Consider the following 20728-nt stretch of genomic DNA (forward strand, 5'->3'; position numbering starts at 1 on the left):
GGAATGGGGGACTATTCAAAGCTTTCGGCCAGAGGAGCCATTGCAATTGTGCGCTCGACTGCGTTGGTCACTCAGAGAGTCGATGTATCTTGGATATGCCCAAATAGAGCTTCCGCCGCACGGTCGAGCCGCTCGATTTCGTCTTCTCGGTAGTGCTCCCAATTAGTCTCTTTAAACAAGCGCGCTTCAACCAGATAGTAAGACCCAGGATCCCGCTCCAGCACACGCACGATCGTCTGGGAGTGATACCAAGCCATTGGCGCTCTCAGGACTGTCTCCAACTGTTGGGGCCAGTCAGAAATGGCACCGAAACGAGGGTGCTCATTCAGCCGGGCAAAGCCACGCCATAGGAGAAAAGCCTCGTCGTTTTTAGGGGGGCCAGCTTGTAGGTCAAATCGCTGAACCCAACGATGGAGCAATCCCTCCAAGATAGGTTGAATTTCAGGAGCATCGATGCACTTAGCAAGAATGCACAGCCCTTCAAAGAAATCATCACCTCCAGTATGCAGAAAACGAGCTAAAGCAGGAATTAGGCGGGCATCAATCACGAGTTGAGCCGATAGACCATAGGCTTTTTGGCAAAGCACTGGCATCAACACTTCCTCCGCCTCAGCCAGTGCCGCATAGAAACGTGCAGCGTCGTCTTGGGCCGCCAAACACTCAAGAAATTTGGCCGCATAGGATTCGCCAAGAGGCCCCTCAAGCTGCTTCGTGTGCCACGGGATTGGAAGGCCAGAACAGTTAGCAGCGACGATGGCCGGACGCAAACGATCCGGCAAGGATGGCCCGCCCTGAGAAGTAGTTTGGCGTTGAGCGACCTGGTGCCCCTCCTTGGTGAACGAGACAACAGGGGTAAAGATTGTCACCCCCCGTTCAAGATCTTTTGTCGGGTCAGCCAAACTAATGAGGATTTCGCACTCCTCGGCTGTAATTGGCTCAAGAACTATGGGCTCATCGGGTAAAGCACTAGCTGCGCTACCAGAAAGAAGGCGAACCACTGCCTGGAAACTCAGTGGCGAGGCTCCTGCTTTTTTGGGCGCTAGTGCAGGCACTGCAGCAGCCCGCTCGCCTACATTCGTCTCCGCTGATGTCCCAAGCTGATGAAGATGATCCTTAACCACTCTGTCATCGGCCCATTCCGCTCCGGCTACGAGAGCTTGCAGCCTTTGCCCCAGCACTGGACCACGCTCTGCGAATTTAGAACGCTCCAGCAGGGCTCGGAAAGCTAGCCAAACATGACTAGCTGCTCCCAGTTGCACGTCGATCCGCTCTGGGCACCCGCATAGTCGAAGCGAGCGCAACACCGCCGCTTGCAGCAGTGGGACGTGTAGGGAATTGAGGAGCTGATCCACTGAGGAGCAGTCTTGCCCGTCTTCGCAAACAAGCATGTCATATAGCCAACCGGCAGCATCCTCCCCAGATGGCAAGCCAGTCGAGTCGAGAGTCCCACTCCAGTTCTCTTCGAAGTAAGACGCAAAACAACTAACGAAGCCAGCGCGATTACCTTGATAGGACCGCTCCAGATCCCATGCTGCCAGGGGAACGATATGCGCCATTACATGGTGAGCCAGGAGACTCCGATGATGATCTAGGGTGAATGGCGACTGCTCTGCCATGACTGTGGGTTCGATACGAACAAGTGCTGCCTCATAGGGCAATCTACCCGCAGCGGTGATCGCGGCCCTCCGAACCTGCCATAACTGGCGGGGATCAGTTGCAATCGAAACAAGCCGATGGGCTGCACCCATGTCTCGGGTACGGTGCGCCAGGATGCACCACCACAGATCTATCGCTGGAGCCCCCATATGACCAGCTAGGTCAGCTGTTGACCTGGCCCCCGAAGCAATAACGGCGGTCGCTAGGATGGCTTGAAGTTCTGGAGTCGACTCCTGCCCATAGCACTCGATCAGCCGTGACAAGGCAGAGCGATCACGCCGACGGGCAAGGCCAAGCGCAGCGCTAAGACGAACCTGAGGGCTGCGATGGCCCAGCGCTTGAAGAAGCACAGCCGTGACATTAGCGCCAGGAACTTGCCCTTGCCGAGCGATGATGAAAGGAATCTGAGCGGCCTCTTTATCATCCTTAGATGCCAAGGCATTTTCCAGCAAGGGGATCGCGGCAACGAACGGCGTCAAACTAGTAATGAGCCCAAGGGCACCGCACCAACGAGGCCAACCTAACGAGTCACTCGCTTGAAGGCGATTGAGCAAGTCGTCGAGTTGACGGCCAGACCAAGCCAAGTGGATCAGTGCTTGTAACCGGACCGAGAACTCTGCTGTCTGGTCCAGCACGTTAGCCTCATAGGGCAGCCAGTCGGTGAGCGCCGGAGCCATCACCGAAATGAGGTTCGCTAGCGCACCCACATCTCCATCCTGGTTACGGAGAGGGGCGCACAAATCCAATATCGTCGGCTCACCTAGGTAGAGCAGGATCCTGATAGCGTTAACAAGCGCATCACTGTCCATCGCTTGAGCCTGCAGCACAGCGATGCATGGACCTCGCAAGTCCTTACGAGCACACCAGATTAAGCCGCCCAAAGGCCCAAACAGTGGTCCACGAGCACGAATCATGCCGGAGGGTGATGCCATTGGGATTGCCGAAAGTAGGTCAGCAACATCCTCGGCATGGCGAATTTCTAGGCGAATCGTAGGCCAACCGTTGCTACGACCTGAATCGAGCACCTTTGGATGCGTCATGAGGTAACTAAGAGCATGCTGCATTGCAGCACGGCCACCCTGCATCAGAAGCCCTAGCAAGGCTCTCTGGACCGATTCAGGTTGGCGATCAAGAGTGGGAAACGTGGCGGGTTCGATAAAGTTCATCTGACGGCGCGCCGCAATAGAGAGCCATGCCAAAGAACCCGCGCACGCCTCAGCTTCTGGTGCAGCCTGGATCAGAAGCTCAATCAGATCGGTCAGACGCGACGGTATCTCCGCCAGGATCGCCCTAAAGATGGGCAGCGCCCATTGGGGATCCGCAAACATACGTCCAGACTGTTCACGAACGAGGCCCATAAGCGTTTCGGTGACCTGCGGATCTCCCAACTCCTCGACAATATCAGGCAGCAGGTAATCACCCTTAACCCGCCCGGGACCGGCGATGACGACGAGCACCTCTTTTGCGGATACGAGTCGGTGGCGAGCTACATATGGCCAGAGTGCCCCCCAACTCTTTCCCGCCAGGAAAGCGTCCCTCGCTTGGGTCTGAGCCTCCTGGTTTCGACCGGCTCGCTCCAAGTGGAGAATAACAGCGCCTATCTGGCCCTGATCTCGATACCAGGTAGCCAAAGCACCATGGGCGTCCCGACGAATCTGCGGGGCGATCATCTCCTCAAGCCCGGCACGCACTGTTTCGTGCATTTCGAAAGTTTCACTGTCATGCCGACGCAGCAGTCCCACGTCTAAGAGCTCGTGAATCGCTAGGCCGACATTTTCGTTAGGGAAGACGCTTTCAGCATCAGTCCGTCGGAACGGAAGTGCGAAACACGTAAGCCTCTCAGCGGCAGAGAGTACGCGGGCAGCCAACCTGCTGAAGCGACTTCGCTCTGCATAAGCTAGTCGGTCCTCAGCAGGACGGGCTGCAATCACAGCCATTTCATCTGTTGTTTGAGCTCGAGCGAAGGCTTGCGCCAGACTGACGTTTAGACCTGCTGCGCGGCCGGCGGTTACTTGTTGGTAAAGCCCCCAGAGCCGAGTCCGATCCGGCTCAGCGTGTCGTCGTCCGACAAGAGAGACAAACTCCTCAAAGCTCAGCCCAGGAGTATCCAGGTTGCGAACGCCAAACTGCACCTGCTCCAAAGGGGCCAGCTCCCGAAGTCCGCGCTCCTGTCCAAAGACAATAAGGCGCAGCATATTTGACGGCTGGGCGCGGATAAAAGCGGCAAGATCCCGCGCAAAACCTGGCGGCTCACTACCCTCGACGAGGTCCAGTAAAAGCAGACACTCAGTAGACATCTCGGAGAAGGCCTTCGCCAGTGCAACAAGAACACTCTCGTAGGCCTGATCGGGCTGGATCGCCACAGCGAAGGGCTTCGATACCCCCCATCGTCTAAGGTGGAAAGCGGTACCCACTAGGCAGTCGCGCAAGCTAACGCCTGTGCGCACTTCTGCATAAAGGGCAACCCGATCCGGATGGATCAATCGTGATCGTTCGAGGACTTCGGCAGCCAACCGGGTTTTGCCAGAACCGGAAATGCCAACCACCTCGATAGCTGCTCCATACCATAGATTAGCGAGGTCGGAGGTCAGTGCAGGCCGCCTTACGTGGTCATCCTGAAGCGGCGGCGGCTCCTTTACTGGGACCATCTGCGGCCAAACGCAACGCAATTCCGTCTCCAACTCTTCGTGATCGAAAGACCGCGCTGGCTGCTTGGCAATGTCGCTGATGAAGCCCCTCAGATTGCGAAAGAGAGCGTGTTCAATGATCGACCGCTGCAGACCATAGCGCTGTTCCAAGCGCTGTATAACCCGCTCGGCCACCTCGATCTCTGATCCATTTGCATCCTGGATGCAAATGCGGTCGAGGATCCCCGGTAAAAGCGTATACAGCTGTTTTACTTCTTGCACATAACACTGTGCAAACCCAGCGCCGTCAGAACCATATCCCAGCCCAAACGTACTTGCCGCTTCGATCAAAGCTCTCCGAGCCTCAAGTGGGTCAGTTGGAAATGTTTTTGACGACTTCCATTTTGCAGAGGCCTTGGCTATGTCTGATTTGGCAGGAAAGGATCTTTGCGCCTCTTTGCGCGCAAGGTAGTGAATGGCGGTCCAGCACGCTTGGGGGGCTTCGATGAGCACGCGCGGGCCGGCGCCAACGAGTTCTCGGACTTCTGTCGTAACTTCGTCCCCAAGCACCCAGACCTGTTCATACTCATTGCCGCGGAGGTGAGCTACGGCGTCCGGCAAAAGCCCGTGCACAATATCCATCAGCCCCCAGAGCGATGGATTAGGGCGGGTCTGAGCATCTTCAATGGGCTTTTTGACCTGCACAAAGCGGCGATGATCACCATCAGCGTCGATCCACCGCAGATCAAGATCGTCCTCCCCCTCAGGGCGAACAGAGGCATTCGGCCCATGATGATCGAAATGGTCGAACAGCAGATCCAAGATAACCGTGGCCTGATAGTCGAAACCGCGGATTGCACTGATTCCACCTGACATTTGCCTGTATTGCCTCTAAATCGGATCGATCAGGTAAGGCTCTTGTTAGCCGTAGGACCTGATACAACTACTGTGTTGAGCGGAGTTGGACGCAGCTAGGAGGTGCCTATTGCCTTACTGTTGAGCAGGTTTGACGCCGAGGGCCTTAACTAGTCGTCAACACGTGAGCGCAGCGGACATCATTGCAAGTGTCATGAGCGTCCGCAATGCGTCAACTCCTGCCCATTACAGACCGGCCAATGTCGACCCAGAACTTCCTCTCAAAATCAGTCGCTTTCGGCCAAAAGCAGAGGTTTGGAGTTGTCTACCTGAGCGGGCGTAGTCCACCGAAGTAGTTGCGGCGTCTAGACGGATCAGGTTATCTCGTATGGATGTTTACTAAATGCAGGACAGAGGAAAGCTAAGCTCTGATGAAGAGCAAGGCCCTCGCTAACTTGACGCGAGAATCAAGGAGGAACTATGCCAGTCGAAGGACCCTTACCCCAGACAGGGGATCAGCACGACATCAACGCCGACGCAGATCGTTGCTTCAGAGCGCGGTCTCCGCGTGACTGGAGAGCTCATGGCCTAGAGGGAACAGACGACTATGGTTTGGACTACCAGGTCCAAACGACGCCAGGCCAGAGAGTGACAGATATTTTCCGGGTCCAGCTTAAGGGCACGCGCTCGCCGGATATCTCGGCCGATGGCATGTTCATTTCCATTCGCCTCAAGGCCTCGACCATTCGGTATTACGACAGGCTAGTTGAGCCAACTCTGCTTATCGTATGCAATCTGAAAGTGGATCCAGAGCCGGTTGATTGTCATCTGTATTACGTCTGGTTACGGGACGAGCTACGCCGTATTGACGTGGCCAACCTGCCGGCGGACCAGCAGTATGTCAATCTGCGGGTCCCCACCCAAAACCGCCTGACAACTAAAACTGATCTATCTGGGGACATTGATCGGCAGAACGAGCTCTCCCGTGCCGGGCATGCATTAGATGTCCGTGTAGAACAAACGCACCCCAATATGCAGATTCAAGAGCGACTAAACGTGGTTCAAGGCGTAACACATGGAATCGCGGCTCGAAGCTCTGCCTTCATTGATGCACTCGCAGCACCGGCGGAAGGGCATTGGGTCGTTCCTTCATCAGGAACTCTTGCCTGGCACTTGAATCAAGCCAAGGATCTTATGCGCACTAACTCCGTTGGGCGCGCCTCCACGGAGCTTGACGCGGCAAAAACGATGCTGAGCGCAGCTACACAGCTTGAGGTTGCGGATTATTGGTTCCTATTTGGGAAATGTAAGGCCGCATCTGGCTCGGATCAAGCAGCGAGCGATGCATTTAAATGCGCGCATCAAGCAAACCCTCACGCGAAGTATCTTGCCGCCTGGGCAGAGGCGGAAATTCGCATCCGTTATAAAGACGATAAGCCCAAGTCCTATCCGGACTTACTTGAAGCACTTGAAGGGGACGACCCCGTTGTGCTTTCTGCAAGGTCGAGGGTGCTCGCGGTTGAAGGGAAATTCGAAGACTCCATCGCAGTTGCCGACAAAATTGACGGCCCAGAAAAACATACCGCCAGAGCTCTTACATACACGATGTTCGGCAAGCCTGCAGAAGCTCTAGCAGAATGCGACTCAGGTCTCGCACTATCCGATTTGCTAAGTATCCAGCGGCAAATGTTGTTGGTGCTCAAGGCTCGCGCGAAGTTCTCATTGGCCCAGGCCAGCGCTCCTAAGCCAGAGACCGAAATGCTACCACCGAGCGGAGTTGCGGGAATCGACCCGAGTTTGGTGAGAGAAGCCTGGGAGGCTATTAATATTGCTGTCGAAGCTCTACGGGAAGCTGGTTGGGGCTCTAACATCGAACATGTTGCCGATATCTGGGCAGCCACTGCCTCCATGCTCGGTAAGCAGAAAGAGGCATTTCCGACGCTTGCCGAAGCAGCCCGTGCCCGCCCACACCTCAATACCCTGCAAGGAGCGTTGGAATCAGTCGCAGCACAGTGCGGCGAGTTCGCAATTGCTCTGGAAGCGAATGAACGAACTCCAGCCACTGAGACGAAAAACTTACGGCGGACTCTTCTCCTGCACGAAGCCAAAAAGCACCGTGCCTGCGTCCAATGGTTTGAGGCGAATCTTGACTCCTTCGACCGAGCTCACGAACTCTTCGGCTCGGCCACAATCGTTGCCGCGCTCTCCGCTCACAAAATGGCGCAGCCGGACCTAGTCAACAAATGGGCGACAATGCTGGAATCGGCCCCAGCTCTACGTGAAGACGCTGCACTGCTGCAATACTTTTTGATGCTGGAGCTAAACAAGCTCGGAAACTCAGAAGCTCTTCAGATGCTCCGAGCAAGCTATCAAGAGCTTGGCCGCCCGTTCATGCTGGCAGTTGCACTGCTGCAGGAGTTGACCCCAACGAACCCAGAGCATGCGCTAATTTGCGTGGAAGTGGCCAAGCGCATCACGGAGAAAGTCCAGATCCCCCCCTCTATGGCTGCGCATCTGGGGCTTGCGTTGGTTACCCTCCAAGATTGGACGGAGCTCCTTGAACTATGCCGAGGGTTCAAGATTCGAGTAGATGCTGGCCCACGCATGCAGGCGTTCGAGGCGCTCGCACTAGACCGCCTAGGCCACACAGAAGAAGCCAGACGACTGCTTGAACAGATGCTTGCCGGGAGTATTCTCGATAACTTGGCGATGAACACCTACGTAACCATTATGGTGAGATGTGGTTACGTCCAAGAGGCACTTGAAGCCGCAGAATATATCCTCGAATCGTCAAGTTCGAATACGCAACAGATGGATTGCATCAGGCTGCTATTTAACCTGATTCAAAACACTGATCCCACTAGTAAGCGGCTCCTGGCACTAGCAGTCCAGATGGGGAGGCTGGCGGACCCAAACTCAGAGGCTCAGGAGGGTATCTACCTGATGATGTTCCTCATGGCTACGCTCGCCGAAACGAACACACCTTCGCAGCAGGAGCTGACTGAGTTCAGGCAGAGATCAGAAACGTTCTTTATCAATTTTCCGAACTCGAAAATCCTCAAGAGAGGAGAGGTTCGAGACGGTGCGTCACCCGAGGAGTTGCTTACTCAACTTAAAGAGATTATCGGTATTACGGCTGACCGCGAGTCCTTTCAAGCACGAATGGAGAATCAGCTACAGCAGGGACTGACGGTGATTCCGTTCTCCTGGCGACCAAAGCTGATTCTCTCGTCCGTACTTGATGTTGTTCATCTGTGGGAGATCGCGAAAGTATCCGGCCGGGACGACAAAAAGTTTCACCTCACGATGCTCAATGATCCGCAGTGGCAGCCTTCGAGCGCCGCATCGCTGCGCGCCCGCATGCCACTCCTTGATTTGACAGCCTTGCTTGTCCTATTCGACCTGGATCTGATCAATCAAGCAGTAGAATTTTTTGAGAGGGTGGCAATCGCGAAAGCCACCTTAGAGACGCTGGCAAATCTAGTTACCCCATTTTCCGGCAGCCCAATGAGAGGTAAATGCATAGCCTTACAAGACGCCCTAAAACCGCACTTGAGCGTGATCGTCCAACCGTCGATCACGAACGTACAAGACGACGAGCAAGACACCGACCCGCTTGGACGTGAGAACAAGGAAATTCAGCAGCTCTGCCGAAATGAGGGTACCAGCTTCCGTCTCTACTCAGATGATCTCGCGTTCCGCGTTTATTGCGCACAGAGCAACACACCCGATGGAATCTGCACGCTAGATGTGTTGATGGCCTTGGAGGAGGTTGGCCTGCTCACGCGTAACGAAGTCGTTAGTAAGATTTCAAAACTTTGTGAGTGGAGGGTGGGCCTAGTGGTTCGGTTCCAAGAGCTCATGCCTCTACTGCCAAGCGATTTGGCGCAAGTGAAGAATATAAATCAAGGCATCCAAATTCTCGATGCAAGCCCCGAATTCATGTCTGTCATTTCTGCCCTTTGGGATTTCAGGGCACGGTTCGAGAAGACTCTGGGTCATGCTGCGGCGGTTCTACGGCGCCTTGCAGATGAGACCTCTCTTCCAAATGCGGCACTCGCTGCATTACTTGGCCAATGGTTCGTAAAGGCCGGGATGAAGAACGATGCGCCACCGCAAGCTCTTGGAGTACTGACAAAGGCAATCACCCAATCAGCCCTGCCTTCCACTCTCACGAGGAGTACCGCCGAAAAACTCTGGTCTGTCTACAAAGCACTCGTCGAGTATCACCATCGTAATTACATGGACGAAGCAAAAGAACGTGAAGCGATCCGGCTTCTGGGCGTGGAATGTGCCGAGTTGCAAGTGGCACAACCAGGCATGGGAGAGCACGTCTTCATGGGGCTTAGACAAGCACTTATAGAAGACACAAGCGATTACTCCGATTTCGTCTCGGGCTACTCCAGTGCGTTGCTTCATCTCAGAACACAGTCTCAGCAGGGCCGCAGGTAAAGCCTGAATCGCCCCGGCCTTGGTAGGCACTCGATAACCGCTATTGGCCGACATCGGCCGGTTGTGGCAGGCCGATGTCGGCCAAAATCGGACGTATAGAGTAAGAAAAATAAATCCGTCCCCTTTCGGTTTCCCTGAGTTGAACCTCGATCATCTGAAGTTCTTTCCTTTGAGTTTTGAGCTTGGCGATTTTCTCTTCCAGGCACACAGCGTCGAGCCGAGAGGCCTTAGGCATTTATCTATCTGAATCACCCACAGGCCAAAGTCGAACAGCATTCCGTCTTCAAGCAAGCGCTGAAGGACTTGCAGATGCCCAAGTGCATGAGCCGGCTATCGGCCCTGCACGCAATGATGGCAAGATGATCCTTACTGGAGAATTAACGGCATTCGATGTTCGCCTTGAGGCGCGAAGGGATGCCGTGCGCACACGAATAAGGGATGTATGGTTTCGATTCAGGTGGGTGGTGAGGACAAGACCGCAGAGATCACCAACTGGTCGATCTGGAGCGATAAGCACAAAGGTCTGCAACTGAAGTGCTCTTATCTAAAAAAGGGCAAGGTCGCACACGCACTCGATGACTGCGTTATCTCGCCCTGCCGCGAGCTGGGCGAGATGTTGCTGACCAAGCCTGGCAGCACGATTGCCACCCCCATCGCCAAGGCGACGATCTATGGCGAACGCTATGCCGTAGTGTTTCATCGAAATTCGGATCAGCCCTACGTCTACAAGATGGACGGCATCGCCCTTACCGCGCCGACAACGATGAAAGACGCGCCGGTCTTCCACTATTTCTCAGCTGTGGCGCATGCCCGACAGGATCGCGCCGAGTCGAAGACTGACCGTGAGATCGCCGCCAATGTCGTGCGCCAATTGGAAAAACTGCCCGCCAGTGCCGACACCGCCTTGCAGGCCTATTGCACGGGGCGCAATGGTACGCTGACGCCGGGCCAGGGGCTTATCTATCCGTTCGGGCTGAACGAGAGCCAGCTCGCGGCGGTCGAGCAAGCCTTTCGCGCGCAGGTCAGCGTGATCGAGGGCCCACCAGGAACCGGCAAGACCCAGACCATCCTCAATATCCTCGCCAATATCCTGCTGCGTGGACAGACGGTTGCCGTGCTGTCCAACAACAATGCGGCGGTGGAAAACGTCTATGAGAAGCTGGAAAAATGCGGCCTGGGCCATCTAATCGCCAAACTCGGCAACCAGGACAACCGCAAGGACTTCTTCGCTGACCTGCCGCCATGGCCATTGAGCGAACCTGAACCTGCTCCGACTCTGGAGGAGATTCAAGCCTTGCTAGCCCGCTTGAAGCAGCACTTGCACGATCACAATCGGGCGGCGCAACTGCAGGTCGAGCTCGATGAGTTGACTATCGAGCGGCGCTACCTGCAGCAATGGCAGATAGACAGCGGCGTGCAGGCAACCGTCTCGCTGGACAGGTACGGACTGTCGCCGCGCAAGACCGCGGACTTGATGGCCTATCTGGCCCATCTCGGTGAGCAGCGCATCCACCTCAAGGATCGCGTCGAGCTGCTGTTCAACTTCAGGATTTTCCGTGCCAAGCCATTCGCTCAGGGCGACGCGCGCCTGTCCGTCTTTCATGCCCTGCAGATGCACTATTACGACAAGGCGTTGCAAGATAAGGAAGCGGAGCTACAGGAGTGTCGTGAATCGCTAGCACGCGGAAATTTCACGGTCTTGCTGGAGGAGTTGAAAACGGCATCGATGCGCCACCTGAAGCAGCATCTACATCGCCAGGCGCGGCCATCGGAAAGCTTCGATACCAAGACGTACCAAGATCAAAAGCAGTTCGACGTTTTCATGCAGCGCTTCCCGATTCTGGGCAGCGGCACGCACTCCATCGTCAATTCGATCGCACCGGGGGCAATCCTCGACTACGTGATCATCGACGAAGCCTCGCTGCAGGACATCGTGCCGGGCATCCTAGCGCTGGGCTGCGCGAGGAATCTGATAGTCGTCGGTGACAACCGCCAGTTGGCGCACATTCCCGTGGCACTGGGCCTGCAGGCACCCGCTGAGGCCTACGATTGCGAGCGCTACAGCCTGCTCGATTCGTGCATCAGCGTGTTCAAGGAGGCGCTTCCCAGAACTCTGCTTAAAGAGCATTACCGCTGCCATCCCAGGATCATTCAGTTCTGCAACCAGCAGTTCTATAACAACGCACTGGTACCGATGACCGAGGACAAGGGCGAAGAGCCGCTGCGTCTGGTGGTGACTGCCAAGGGCAATCATGCTCGCCAGAACGTCAACCTTCGCGAGCTGGACTCTCTGCTTAAACTGCTTGAGAACGAGGGTGAGCCGGTCGGTCTGGATGGCGATGGCCGCGGTTTCATCGCGCCGTTTCGGGCCCAGGTCAACCTCTCCGGCACACACCTGCCAACGGATTTCGTCAGGGACACCGTGCACAAGTTCCAGGGCCGAGAGTGCGACGAGATCGTTTTCTCCACCGTGTTAGACAAGAAGCGCTACAACCAAGAGCGTAAACGCCTGGATTTCGTCGATGACCCACGCATGATCAACGTGGCGGTGTCGCGGGCCAAGCACCGCTTCACACTGGTGACGGGCGACGAGGTGTTCACCGGCAACAACGGTAACATCGCGGCTCTGATGCGCTACGTCACCTATTACGCGCAGGAGGAGCAGGTCATTCGCGCCCCCGTGGTATCGGCCTTCGACTTGCTGTATCGGGAGTTTGACCTGTCCCTGGCGCGCTTGGACGCCCGCCTGCGGCCTGAAGACTCCCGCTACAAATCCGAGCAAATCGTGGCGCAATTGCTGCGCGAGGCGCTGTCCGCCCCGGCGTACCAGTCATTGATGTACCACGCGCAGATCAAGTTGAATCAGATCGCATCGCCAAGTAACCAGGATTGGACAGACCGCGAGCGGACCTTCATGGCACGCGCCAGTTGCGATTTCGTGATCTATTTCAAGGTAGGCAAGATCCCGGTGGGGGTAATCGAGGTCGATGGCGGCTCCCACGACCGGCCCGACCAGACGGCGCGGGACGCCTTAAAGAATGGCGTCCTAGCGAAAAGCGGCATTCACATTCTGCGCCTGTGCACGGTCGAGAGCCGCATCGAGGAAAGTATCGGCGACTTCATCGCCCAGTGGGCCAGCCCGACGCCCGGCGTATAAGGTGGGACCAACCCGTCCGGGTCAAGCCGGCGACGACGGCGAAACCTTCGCCATTGACCAGGCAGGCCACCATGCAGCGCCACAGCACCTCATTGAACAACCAGCGGAACAGATCGCTGTCATGAAAACGTCTGTGGCGACTCTTCGAAAAGAGTCGAATGATTGGGCACTTGGGTAAAGGGGACGGATTTATTTCTCTGCTCTAGCCTCCACTTCTGGCCAATTCCTGCCGGTTCCAACATGCAGTTCTTGGCCGAAAGCAGCTATGAAAATGCGTTTTAAAAGAAGAACCAGGCAATTCCTGGCCTCATCATTTAGGCCGCTGACTTATTGCAGCCACCCCTCTACCTTCTCAGAACCGTACTGCTCTTTCCAAGCCTTCAATACTTTGTGATTGCCGCCTTTGGTCTCCACTACCTCCCCGCTTTCTGGGTTCTTGTATACCTTGACCTGGCGTTGCCGGCGCTGGCTATGAGGTGCTGAGGCAGTTACATTCGCGCGGGCTTGCGGATCTAGAAGAGCAATGATGCCTTTCAGGCTGACGCCGTACTCAGCCATCAGCTTGCGGAGTTTTTCCTCGAACTCGATCTCACGCTTCAGACCACCGTCATTCTTCAGCTCATCAAGCTGTTTTAGTTGGGCTGCGAGTTGGGCTTCAAGCGCTTTGAATTCAGCAAGTTTGGACATGAATCAACCTTTTGTTTTTTAGGGGGGGGAGCAATCTGCGACACTTTACTGCGAGCCATCTCCGAGAGAAAGAGCTTATCTGAGATGTATGACCTGCCCACTACCGGCCAGAAACAACCCTTGAGAAACCGGTAGTTAACGACCCGATATTACCTGTGAGGCCTGAAGGCTTTTTAAAGAGGAACGGTGATGGCTAATTGGGTGTGGGTGCAGCCGAGCGAGGCAGTAGTGGATGAGACTGTTGAATATATGATGAGACCTCGCTCGTGTTATCTAGCCTTCCCAAAGGCATCTATTAGCTTTTGATGCATCCATGAGGTATCCCCAGCGGTTTCCGCAATAAATTGATGACTAATAGGCCAAGGATTTCCAGAGGTTCTGATCTCTTCTCCGGAGTTCGAAAAGACCTTGCAGAGGGAGAATGGTTTCTCAGGTTCTGCCCAGAGCTCCGACAGCGACTTGGCTTTACTTTTTTTAAGCACAAAGTGAAATGCGTATTGCGTCGTAGCAGTAAGTCCAAAATTTCCTAGGGTCAGAAGCACATAAGGTATTATCCATAGAGGAATGTCTTTATAAGCCCATATGTTTTTCCGATCAGCTCTTCTGATTAAGGCAGCGAAGTCTACAGCGCTAAGATTTCCTTTCCGGCAAAGAGCTAAGCAGAATCCATAGGTTTGTTTCAAATTCTCCGTCTCAAAAAACTGCTCTCGAAGAGCAATCCCCCTTTCGTCATCCCAGTCATCTGCATGCATCCCCCTGAACCGGTCTGAGCGGTTGGCCTCAAGGCAGTCATCTAGCGGATCCACACCTTCCGCTAGATTCTGATGATCGAACCTGGAGCGAACGTTCGGGCTGTGAACTCCATATGGATCTACCCGCTCCTTGCAGCTCGGGCAGTAAGGAAAAATACCTCTAGCTCGAAAATCAGGACCTGCGAGCGCCATGAATTTTTCAGGTGTCACATATAAACCGTTAAGGCTGTTATAGCGAGCCTTCAACATCTTTACTTCCTTGCTGATCGACACAAAGCTAGATAGTGCCGCTAAGTCAGATGCTATGGAAGGCGCAGGTCAGGAGCCAATTCAGCCCGTCTAAAACCCAGGCAAGGCTGTTGCTAGAGTCTGCAGATGTACGCATGCCCAGTTGGTAGCGGTATTCGCCGCGGATATCAGAGGAGGTAGAAATGACAATGCCTAATGAGCGCTCTCGTGCCGTAGTACAGGGCCGAGCCTTTCTTGTTGAGCTGTCCAGAGACAGTACCTTGCCAGACAAAGTGCGCCGTGATGCCCGGTTTTTGCTGCGCCATTTTCCAACGCGAGATGATGTTGTGCTAGCTGGCCGAATAGAGGAGCAGTCGGAAACCTTGCCTATAGGGGCTGTAGGGCCTGTCTTCAGCTCTACTTTTACCTGTTAGGGTTATGACTACAGGTAGGCTGCTGAGTCTCTGCAATAACCATAGGTTCTAGGTCAACTTGATTCAGGTCACTGCTGCAGACTAGCCTTTAAACTTGCCAGCGGAGTGTTCAGCTTTAACCGGCCCTGGATATCAACTTTAACCAGCAGGTCGTATTAAATCTTCTGGCCCCTACACCAACCTCCCTCGTCCCATCTTTGCTTTGCCCAGGGCATCCTGACCTTGCAGCCCTGATCGCTCTTCGTGAAATCACCAAAAACCAGCGCTCGCGCCTGAGTGCCTCGCGGCCCATAAATCATCAACAAGCGCAGGTAAAGGTACTGCTCGGGATCTAACTGACCGTGACAAAACTGCTCATGTATCCATTGGTACAGACCGTCCTGCTCCACCTGCGTGTACGGGCCTTGTTCGGGGTCCAGGCTGAGGATCACATCGTGGCTGGATTTCTTGTTCCTAGGCAGTGCCTGGTAGGCATCGATAAGGGGTTGCGACGGGCGCTGTTCGAGGGATTCGCAGTCGTGCCAAAACGCCATGAAAGAGGCAATGACACTAAACTCAGAACGGTTACAGCGCTCCCGCAGATCGATCAGGTGATCCTCGTTGAGCGGGTCAAGCCCGGCTTGTGCAGCCCGCGACAACCCACTGGCGGCGCTAGCAACCGTGCCCGCTGCCATATCGGCCATTCGGTACGCCAGGGCGGCGTGCAACCAAGGCTGCCAATCTAGCGAGACGCAGGCAACAGCCGCTTTCCAGTTGACTGAATGATTAGCCGATTGATCCGGTTTCCACATTGGTTCGGCGGGTGTGAACACCTTCCCACATTTCGCTAGGCGAGGCGTGTTCAGCCACGTATCTAGGGTGATTTTCGTGGGTGCCTGAAGTGCTTCGACGGCAATGTTCACTCTGAACCTCCTTGTGTCGTGCCGGCCTTCTGACGGTTGGCCTTTAACCGCTCGGCCCGTTTCTGTATCGCTTTGTCTGCCTCTTCCTTCCAGAATTTCGCGCCGTAGCGGCCGGGCATGTCCGAATCGGGACTCCAGCCGAACATGTATGTCAGGGTCTTTTGAACTTGCGTGGTGCGATCCTCCGGCGTGAACGCTGCCAGTTCCTCACGCATGCTTTCCAGCATCGTGTAGACCGCGTCATGCCTCAGAATATGCGGGTGCACATGAGCCAGTTCCGGTGCTGTTTCTCGGACCCTGGGCAGAACGCCATCCACTGCTTTGATGGTCAGAGGTCCGCCCTCATTTCGCTTGTGCGCCACCAGCAAAAACGGATGGCTTCTCGCTTGCGATGTGCCGCTACGGGGCTTTCTGTTGCGATATTTCGATTCGTACTCAGTGATTGCGTCATACAGGTCGTCAGTCATCACCAGCATGCGCTCGTGGGTTTTGAATTGCGGGGCCATCGTTCGTGGATCGAGGCTCTCATCCTCCAGGTTGACCACCGCTAGTTGACGACTGTGCCAGTGAATATCGCTAGTCTTGATCAGCAGCATCTCGGAGCGTCGCAGCCCCATGTCGAGACCCAACAGCAAAATGATGTAGTTACGCAGCCTGATGGCTTCATCTGAAAAGGGGTTCTCGGCGCTATCCGGATGCATTATTTCCAGCAAGCGAGTTCGCTCCTGACTCGTAAGCCCCTTCATTTCGTCCGTTCGCGTTTTTTTCCACGCAGGGCTGGCCGCTTTGATCTTGCGGTTGATGCGCTTCTTCACATCGTCAACCGCCTCATATCGTGTTGAGTGATCACCCAACTTGTCATAGAGGAAGGACAGGTAGTCGCGTACCGCCTCGATTCGCTGCCGCGCATGGACTTTGCCAACGGAGATGTAGGCAGTCGGATGCAAATGCATCCCCGCATACTTCATGGCCAGGGTTTCCTTGCTAAACCCCGCATCCGACACAAACCTAGAAAGCTCACTGTCTGTCAGGTATTGGCTGTGAGGGCGTTGTTCGAGGTGAGAAATCAAATCAATGGAGGAAAAGGCCAGAAACTGCTCCAGCACAACCAGATGCTCAAGGTACTTCTTGGTCGTTTCGAGGGCTCTGCCCGAGTGCTCCATGGTCATGTAGAGGTTGGGGTAGTAAACCGGGATGTAGTCTTGCACCAGCAGCTTTCTACGAGCACCATTCACCACCTGCTCTATGACCTGGAAACCCATATTGCTCCCTCATAAAAAATAACTTTTATAAGTATAGTCAGGAACAAGTTAAGGTCAGCGCAAAACCTAACGTTTTGCTTTCCAGAATTTAAGCGCTTGTCGCTACCATAAAGCACTGAAAAAACAGGATTAAAGGCGAGTACAATTATGTCCAAAAGTGACAAATCAGGAAAAACAGGCTCATACGTCTACACCATGCATCGGCTCGGCAAAGTAGTGCCGCCGAAGCGGGAAATCCTCAAGAACATCTCCCTGTCGTTCTTCCCTGGCGCCAAGATCGGCGTGCTCGGCCTCAACGGCTCGGGTAAATCCACCCTGCTGAAAATCATGGCCGGCGTCGACACCGAGTTCGATGGCGAAGCGCGGCCGATGCCTGAATTGAATATCGGCTACTTGCCGCAGGAGCCGCAGCTCGACCCGAGCAAGACCGTGCGTGAAGTGGTCGAAGAAGCGGTCAGCCAGATCAAGGATGCCCAGGCCCGTCTTGATCAAGTGTATGCCGCTTACGCCGAACCGGATGCCGACTTCGACAAACTGGCTGCCGAACAGGCCAAGCTCGAAGCCATTCTGCAAACCAGCGATGGCCACAACCTCGAGCGTCAACTGGAAGTCGCCGCCGACGCTTTGCGTCTGCCGGCCTGGGACGCCAAGGTCGAATTCCTCTCCGGTGGTGAGAAGCGCCGTGTAGCCCTGTGCCGCCTGCTGCTGTCGGCCCCGGACATGCTGCTGCTCGACGAACCGACCAACCACTTGGACGCCGACTCGGTGGCCTGGCTGGAGCACTTCCTCCACGACTTCCCGGGTACCGTGGTCGCGATCACGCACGACCGTTACTTCCTGGATAACGTCGCCGGCTGGATTCTCGAACTCGACCGCGGTGCCGGCATTCCTTATGAGGGCAACTACTCCGGCTGGCTGGAAGCCAAGTCGGATCGTCTGGCCCAGGAGTCCAAGCAGCAGTCGGCCCATGAAAAGGCCATGAAGGAAGAACTGGAATGGGTGCGCAAAGGCGCGAAAGCCCGCCAGTCCAAGTCCAAGGCGCGTCTGCAGCGTTTCGAGGAAATGCAGTCGCAGGAATTCCAGAAACGCAGCGAGACCAACGAGATTTATATCCCGGTCGGCCCGCGTCTGGGCGACAAGGTCATCGACTTCGTGGGCGTCGGCAAGGGCTACGGCGACCGCGCGCTGATCGACAACCTGTCGTTCAGCATGCCCAAGGGTGCCATCGTCGGCGTGATCGGCGGTAACGGTGCCGGTAAGTCGACCCTGTTCCGCATGCTGATGGGCAAGGAGCAGCCGGACTCGGGCAGCATCGAAATCGGTGAAACCGTGCAGATGGCCTGTGTCGACCAGAGCCGCGACGACCTTGACGGCAGTAAGACCGTGTGGGAAGCCGTCTCCGGCGGCTCCGACATGATCAAGATTGGCAACTATGAAGTGCCGTCGCGTACCTACGTGGGTCGCTTCAACTTCAAGGGCGGCGACCAGCAGAAGTTCGTCAAGGACCTCTCCGGTGGTGAGCGTGGCCGTCTGCACCTGGCGCTGACCCTGAAAGAGGGTGCCAACGTGCTGCTGCTGGACGAACCGTCCAACGACCTCGACGTGGAAACCCTGCGTTCGCTGGAAGAGGCACTGCTCGACTTCCCGGGCGCGGCCATTGTGATCTCTCACGATCGCTGGTTCCTGGATCGCGTGGCGACCCACATCCTGGCGTACGAAGACGACTCACATATCGAGTTCTTCGAAGGCAACTACACCGAGTACGAAGCCGACCGTAAGAAACGCCTCGGCGATGCGGCTTCCCAGCCGCACCGCGTGCGTTACAAGAAATTGGCGCAGTAGCGTCAGTCGCAATAAAAACGGGGCCTGCGGGCCCCGTTTTTATTGGCTTGCAATACGTGCTGATTACGCTGCGAGTCTGTTGCTTGGAGCTGCATGCTATGCGAGCTAGCCTATGCTCTCGGGATTATAAGTACACGGATGAAGGGGAGGGAGTGATGCGTATAACCGCAATATTCACCGCTGCGTTGGCCTTGCTGGCCGCAGAGGCCTCGGCGCAACCACCGGCCGAGGCGCAGGTGTGTGTGTCCTGCCATGGCGCGCAGGGTGAGGGCACAGCGCTGGGGCCGGTGTTGGCGGGGTTGTCTGCCGAGTATATCGATGCGCAGATCACGCGCTTTATTGCCGGGGACCGGCATAGCGAGTTGATGAGCATGATGGCGCAGAACTATGCCGACCCGCAGCTGCGCAAGCCGGTAGCGGCCTATTTCGAGGCCCAAGGGCAGATGCCCAAGCCGCAGTTGCGCGGTCAGAAAATACCGACGTCGGCGGCGCAGAAACTTTATTACCAGGGCGATCTGCTACGCAATATTCCGGCCTGTTACAGCTGTCACGGCCCATCCGCCGTGGGAGGCGGGCCTTTCCCGCGTCTGGCCGGGCAGCAGGCCAGCTACCTGGCGGGGCAGTTGCAGGCGTGGCAAAAAGGCGAGCGTAAGGGCGATCCGGGCAACATGATGGTCGCCATCGCCGGCCGCTTGAAAGCGGATGAAATCCAGGCACTGGCCGAATACCTGGCCGCTATTCGTTGAGGGATGCACGATGAAGATCGACAAGGTTTGTCTGGCGTTGCTGCTGTGTGTTGCTCAGCTGGGCCATGCCGAGGACTACGTCCCGGACATGCAGGAAGAGATTTCGGTGCAGCCCAAGGCGGCTGACATGCACTACTTCGTGCCGCGCGACCTGACGCAGATCCCCCAGGGCTCTTTTGGCGACAAGGTGCGCAAGGGCTACGAGCTGTTTGTCGATACCCAGCAGCTCAAGGGGCGCTATGTCGGCAATCAGCTCAACTGCACCAACTGCCACCTGGATGCCGGGGCTAAGGCCTATGCGGCCCCCATGTGGGCGGCCTACCTGGCGTACCCGGCCTTTCGCAAGAAGGACAACCGGGTCAACAGCTTCGCCGAGCGCATCCAGGGCTGTTTCAATTACTCAATGAATGGCAAGGCCCCGGCACTGGACTCCCCCGAGCTGGTGGCCATGTCCGCCTATTCCTACTGGCTGCTGATGGGTGGATTACTGGATATGTTCGGCATGCAGGACAAGCCGGTGCCTGAACTCTCTGACAAACTACTGCAGCAGGGTGGTAATGACGCATCCTTCGCGTTACCCGGTCCCCTGAACGACAGGGTCAAGATGGCCGGGCGCGACAAGATGCCGGGGCGTGCCTTCGCGGCTCTGGCCAAGCCTGCTCAGGAGCCTTCGCCGGAGCGGGGCGAGAAGGTTTACGCTGAGTACTGCTCGGTCTGTCATGGCGCGCAGGGTGAGGGCCGCACGATGGCTGGCGCGCCGGTACTCCCGCCACTGTGGGGCGCGCAGTCCTACAACTGGGGTGCTGGCATGCACCGGGTCAACACCGCTGCCACCTTCATCTTCGAGAACATGCCGCTGGGCAAGGGCGTTCAGCTCAATCCACAGCAGGCCTGGGACGTAGCGGCCTTTATCAACAGCCGCGAACGCCCGCAGGACCCGCGCTACACCGGTGACCTGGCAGGCACCGCAGCGAAGTTCCACGGCGATGACGAGGGTTACTACGGCAAAACGGTGGATGGGGTCACGCTGGGCAGCAAAGCCTACCCTGCGGGTGTTCAGCCCTAGTTCAGTGGTTGGCGTAGAGCGGCGCGCCGGTTTGCGCTATTGAGAGTCTGTCCGTGTCGCAC

Annotated in this window: 10 protein-coding genes and 2 pseudogenes; 6 read left to right on the plus strand and 6 right to left on the minus strand. The window is 56.0% G+C overall.

Annotation, left to right across the window (positions count from 1 at the left end; translation table 11 throughout):
* Positions 1–71: 71 nt before the first annotated feature.
* Positions 72–5159: a hypothetical protein gene (locus WBK23_RS10280; RefSeq protein WP_424483876.1), complete on the minus strand. Its 5088-nt coding sequence runs from the start codon at positions 5157–5159 to the stop codon at positions 72–74.
* 459 nt (positions 5160–5618) lie between these two features.
* Between WBK23_RS10280 and WBK23_RS10285 the strand changes: the two genes are divergently transcribed.
* Entirely contained in the window at positions 5619–9590 is a 3972-nt protein-coding gene (locus WBK23_RS10285) for a DUF4365 domain-containing protein (protein WP_424483877.1), read from the plus strand.
* A 442-nt stretch (positions 9591–10032) separates the two neighbouring features.
* Positions 10033–12747: an AAA domain-containing protein gene (locus WBK23_RS10290; protein ID WP_424483878.1), complete on the plus strand. Its 2715-nt coding sequence runs from the start codon at positions 10033–10035 to the stop codon at positions 12745–12747.
* Between the two features lie 16 nt (positions 12748–12763).
* Here the strand turns inward: WBK23_RS10290 and WBK23_RS10295 are convergent.
* The 3 genes and pseudogenes from WBK23_RS10295 to WBK23_RS10305 all read right to left on the minus strand — a co-directional run.
* Positions 12764–12920 (minus strand): annotated as a pseudogene (locus WBK23_RS10295) (IS5/IS1182 family transposase); the annotation flags it as partial.
* A gap of 154 nt (positions 12921–13074) precedes the next feature.
* Entirely contained in the window at positions 13075–13434 is a 360-nt protein-coding gene (locus WBK23_RS10300) for a histone-like nucleoid-structuring protein, MvaT/MvaU family (protein ID WP_424483879.1), read from the minus strand.
* A gap of 269 nt (positions 13435–13703) precedes the next feature.
* Positions 13704–14435 carry a hypothetical protein gene (locus tag WBK23_RS10305; protein WP_424483880.1) on the minus strand — a complete coding sequence of 244 codons (732 nt, stop codon included), beginning with the start codon at positions 14433–14435 and terminating at the stop codon, positions 13704–13706.
* A 188-nt stretch (positions 14436–14623) separates the two neighbouring features.
* Between WBK23_RS10305 and WBK23_RS10310 the strand changes: the two genes are divergently transcribed.
* Positions 14624–14848, plus strand: a complete 225-nt coding sequence (locus WBK23_RS10310) for a BPSL0761 family protein (protein WP_424484024.1) — start codon at positions 14624–14626, stop codon at positions 14846–14848.
* A 176-nt stretch (positions 14849–15024) separates the two neighbouring features.
* On the opposite strand, the pseudogene WBK23_RS10315 reads toward WBK23_RS10310, so the two are convergent.
* Both WBK23_RS10315 and WBK23_RS10320 read right to left on the minus strand, forming a co-directional pair.
* Positions 15025–15750 (minus strand): annotated as a pseudogene (locus tag WBK23_RS10315) (site-specific integrase); the annotation flags it as partial.
* Entirely contained in the window at positions 15747–17012 is a 1266-nt protein-coding gene (locus WBK23_RS10320) for a site-specific integrase (protein WP_424483881.1), read from the minus strand. The gene WBK23_RS10320 and the pseudogene WBK23_RS10315, both read right to left, overlap by 4 nt.
* Positions 17013–17159: 147 nt before the next feature.
* On the opposite strand from WBK23_RS10320, the gene ettA reads away from it, so the two are divergent.
* The 3 genes from ettA to WBK23_RS10335 all read left to right on the plus strand — a co-directional run bounded on the left by ettA (position 17160) and on the right by WBK23_RS10335 (position 20666).
* The gene (gene ettA / locus WBK23_RS10325; protein ID WP_424483882.1) at positions 17160–18854 is read left to right on the plus strand and encodes an energy-dependent translational throttle protein EttA; all 1695 of its coding nucleotides are present in this window, start codon (positions 17160–17162) and stop codon (positions 18852–18854) included.
* A gap of 155 nt (positions 18855–19009) precedes the next feature.
* Positions 19010–19600 carry a c-type cytochrome gene (locus WBK23_RS10330; RefSeq protein ID WP_424483883.1) on the plus strand — a complete coding sequence of 197 codons (591 nt, stop codon included), beginning with the start codon at positions 19010–19012 and terminating at the stop codon, positions 19598–19600.
* Between the two features lie 10 nt (positions 19601–19610).
* Positions 19611–20666 carry a c-type cytochrome gene (locus tag WBK23_RS10335; protein ID WP_424483884.1) on the plus strand — a complete coding sequence of 352 codons (1056 nt, stop codon included), beginning with the start codon at positions 19611–19613 and terminating at the stop codon, positions 20664–20666.
* The last annotated feature ends 62 nt before the right edge of the window (positions 20667–20728 follow it).

It is taken from the genome of Pseudomonas sp., from assembly GCF_049653025.1.
GTDB lineage: Bacteria > Pseudomonadota > Gammaproteobacteria > Pseudomonadales > Pseudomonadaceae > Aquipseudomonas.